Source organism: Kitasatospora sp. NPDC059577, from assembly GCF_042735475.1.
In the GTDB taxonomy this organism is placed as follows: domain Bacteria; phylum Actinomycetota; class Actinomycetes; order Streptomycetales; family Streptomycetaceae; genus Kitasatospora.
In genome coordinates, this window is sequence record NZ_JBHWBZ010000076.1 from 1 (window position 1) to 2,382 (window position 2,382).

Annotated in this window: 1 protein-coding gene and 1 pseudogene; one reads left to right on the forward strand and one right to left on the reverse strand. The window is 75.7% G+C overall.

Annotated elements, in window-relative coordinates:
- Positions 1-1,201 (reverse strand): annotated as a pseudogene (locus tag ACFV0O_RS36870) (hypothetical protein); the annotation flags it as partial.
- Positions 1,202-1,487: 286 nt separating this feature from the next.
- Here ACFV0O_RS36870 and ACFV0O_RS36875 point away from each other — a divergent pair.
- A complete protein-coding gene (locus ACFV0O_RS36875; protein ID WP_380348535.1) occupies positions 1,488-2,180 on the forward strand; it encodes a response regulator in 693 nt (230 codons plus the stop codon).
- Positions 2,181-2,382 lie beyond the last annotated feature (202 nt).

Genomic DNA, 2,382 nt, shown 5'->3' on the forward strand with positions numbered 1-2,382 from the left:
GCCGCCGACGCGCCCCGGCGCCCGCCGCCCACCGGCCCCCGGGCCGCCGCGCGGGGCCCCCCCCCTGCCGCCCCCGCCCGGCGCGCGGGCGCAGCACCTGGTAGGGCTGCGCACGCTCGCCGTAGTACAGCCGGTCGACCAGGGTGACGACCCGCCGCGCGGCCCGCGGCAGGGCCGCGCCGAGCGCGTACATCAGGGCGATCAGCAGCAGGGCCGCCCCGCCGTGCCCGGGCAGCAGCCAGGTGGAGAGCACGGCGGCGGCGACCACGAACAGCGCGGTGACGCCGGTGCCCAGCATCAGCCCGATCAGCACGCTGCGGGCGGCCCGGTCGAGCCGCCAGCCGTGGTCGCGGACGACCAGGAAGGCCACCGCGACCGCCCAGACCAGCCCGGCGGCGGCGAACAGCGAGTAACTGAGCCAGTAGTGCGCGGTCCAGGTCCGCGAGTACATGTCCTGCATCCCGGCCCAGAGCAGGTACGCGCCGAGCATCGCCGCGACCCGCAGCCGGTGCCGGCGCAGTTCCCCCGGGTCGCCCTGGTGGCGGCGCGGGCGCAGCAGGCGGGTCAGGAGGACGACGGTGACGATCCCGACCAGGCATTCGCTGACCAACAGGTCGTGGCCGCCGAGCGCGTCGGTGGCGACGCCGAAGTAGTGCGCCGGGGCGTTGCCGGCGAACGGGTTGGGCCGCCCGAAGGCCTTCGGCAGGGCGAGCCGCTGGGACATCTCCGGGACCACGAACACGGCCACGGCCGCGATGTACCACCACCAGCGCCGCGTCGTCAGCCGACCGTCCGGCAGCCAGAGCGGGAGCACGTAGAAGATCGTCACGTTGACCGATCTGCAGAGCGCGTCGAGGACGGCGACGGCGCCGACGATGCCCGGGTCGGTGACTTCGACCCAGACCGGCGCGGCCGCCGTGAACTGCACGATGTCGGTCAGCGCGTAGACCAGCATGACCCAGCCGAGCGGGCTGCCCGGGCGGTGGGCGTGCAGCAGCATGCCCGCCCCGGCGGTCGGCAGGGCGTAGACCAGGATGGCGAGTTCGTCACGCGGTTGGTGGACGTTCGGATCGCCGAGGTGCACCAGCACGTAGCAGATCCACAGCGTCGCGGCGACGAGGCAGACCGCCGTGACGACTGCCGCGGCGGTGAGCTGTCGTTGGGCCGGCGTGCGACGCCGGGCGGGGGTCGGCGTGCTCATGGCGCCACCTCGCAGTCGGGCCGGGCCGGCGGGACGGACCCCGGTGGGTACGGACCCCCGGCGGTGCGGACGCCCGGTCGGTGGGCCGGCCGGCGGCGTGAACCAAACCGGATTCCAGTTTCGCGGGCCCGGTGTCCCGGGCGCCTGAGGCAGTGGTCTCGGATCCTGTCCCCGATTCCCGGTTCCCGGTTCCGGTGCCGGATCGGTTCCCGCACCGCCCGCCACGCGGACGACTTCCGAGCATGTCACGGAAAGTAGCCGGTTCGCCGCTGGTAGTGTCGGCCGTGTGGATGAAGAACAGTCGGTGGCGCCCTCGGGCCCGGTCGCAGCGGCGCCCGTCCGTGTACTGATCGTCGACGATCACCCCCTCTTCCGGGAGGGTCTCAAGGCGGCGCTGGAGAGTGCCGCCGGCGTCCTCGTGGTGGCCGAGGCCGAGCGGGTCGCCGATGTGCCGGAGGCGGTCGACCGGCACCGCCCCGACGTGGTGATCATGGATCTCTCGCTGCCCGACGGCTCCGGGCTGGAGGCCGTGCGCCGGCTCGCCACCCAGGAGGCGCCGCCGCCGGTGCTGATGCTGACCATGTCGGACGACGACGGCAACCTGCTCGCCGCGCTCCAGGCGGGCGCGCGCGGCTACCTGGTCAAGGGCGCGGGCCGGGAGGAGGTGCTGCACGCGGTCCGGACGGTCGCCGCGGGCGGCGCGGTGTTCGGCGGCGAGGTGGCCGGGCGGATCACCGTCCTGCTGGCCGGGGCCCGGATGCGCGAGGCGGGGCAGCTGTTCCCGGACCTCACCGCCCGCGAGGCGGAGGTGCTGGACCTGGTCGCGCGCGGGCTGGACAACCGGCGGATCGCCCGGGAGCTGGTGGTCGCGGAGAAGACCGTCCGCAACCACATCACGCACATCTTCGAGAAGCTGCACGTCGCCACCCGCGCCGAGGCGGTGGCCCGGGCCCGGGACATGGGTCTCGGGGACGGCTGAGGCGCCGCACCGACGTACCGCCGCGCCGAGGCAACGGCTCGGGGCCCGAGGGCTCGAAGCCCCCCCGGGGTGCGTAGCCGTAGCGGCGGACGTGAAACCGGGGGTGGGGGGGCGCCCCCCCCCCCCCCCCCCGGGCCGGGGGGGGGGGGGGCCCCGTGGGGCGGCAGGAAGGGAGGGCCCGGGGGGCGCGGGCGCGGGGGCC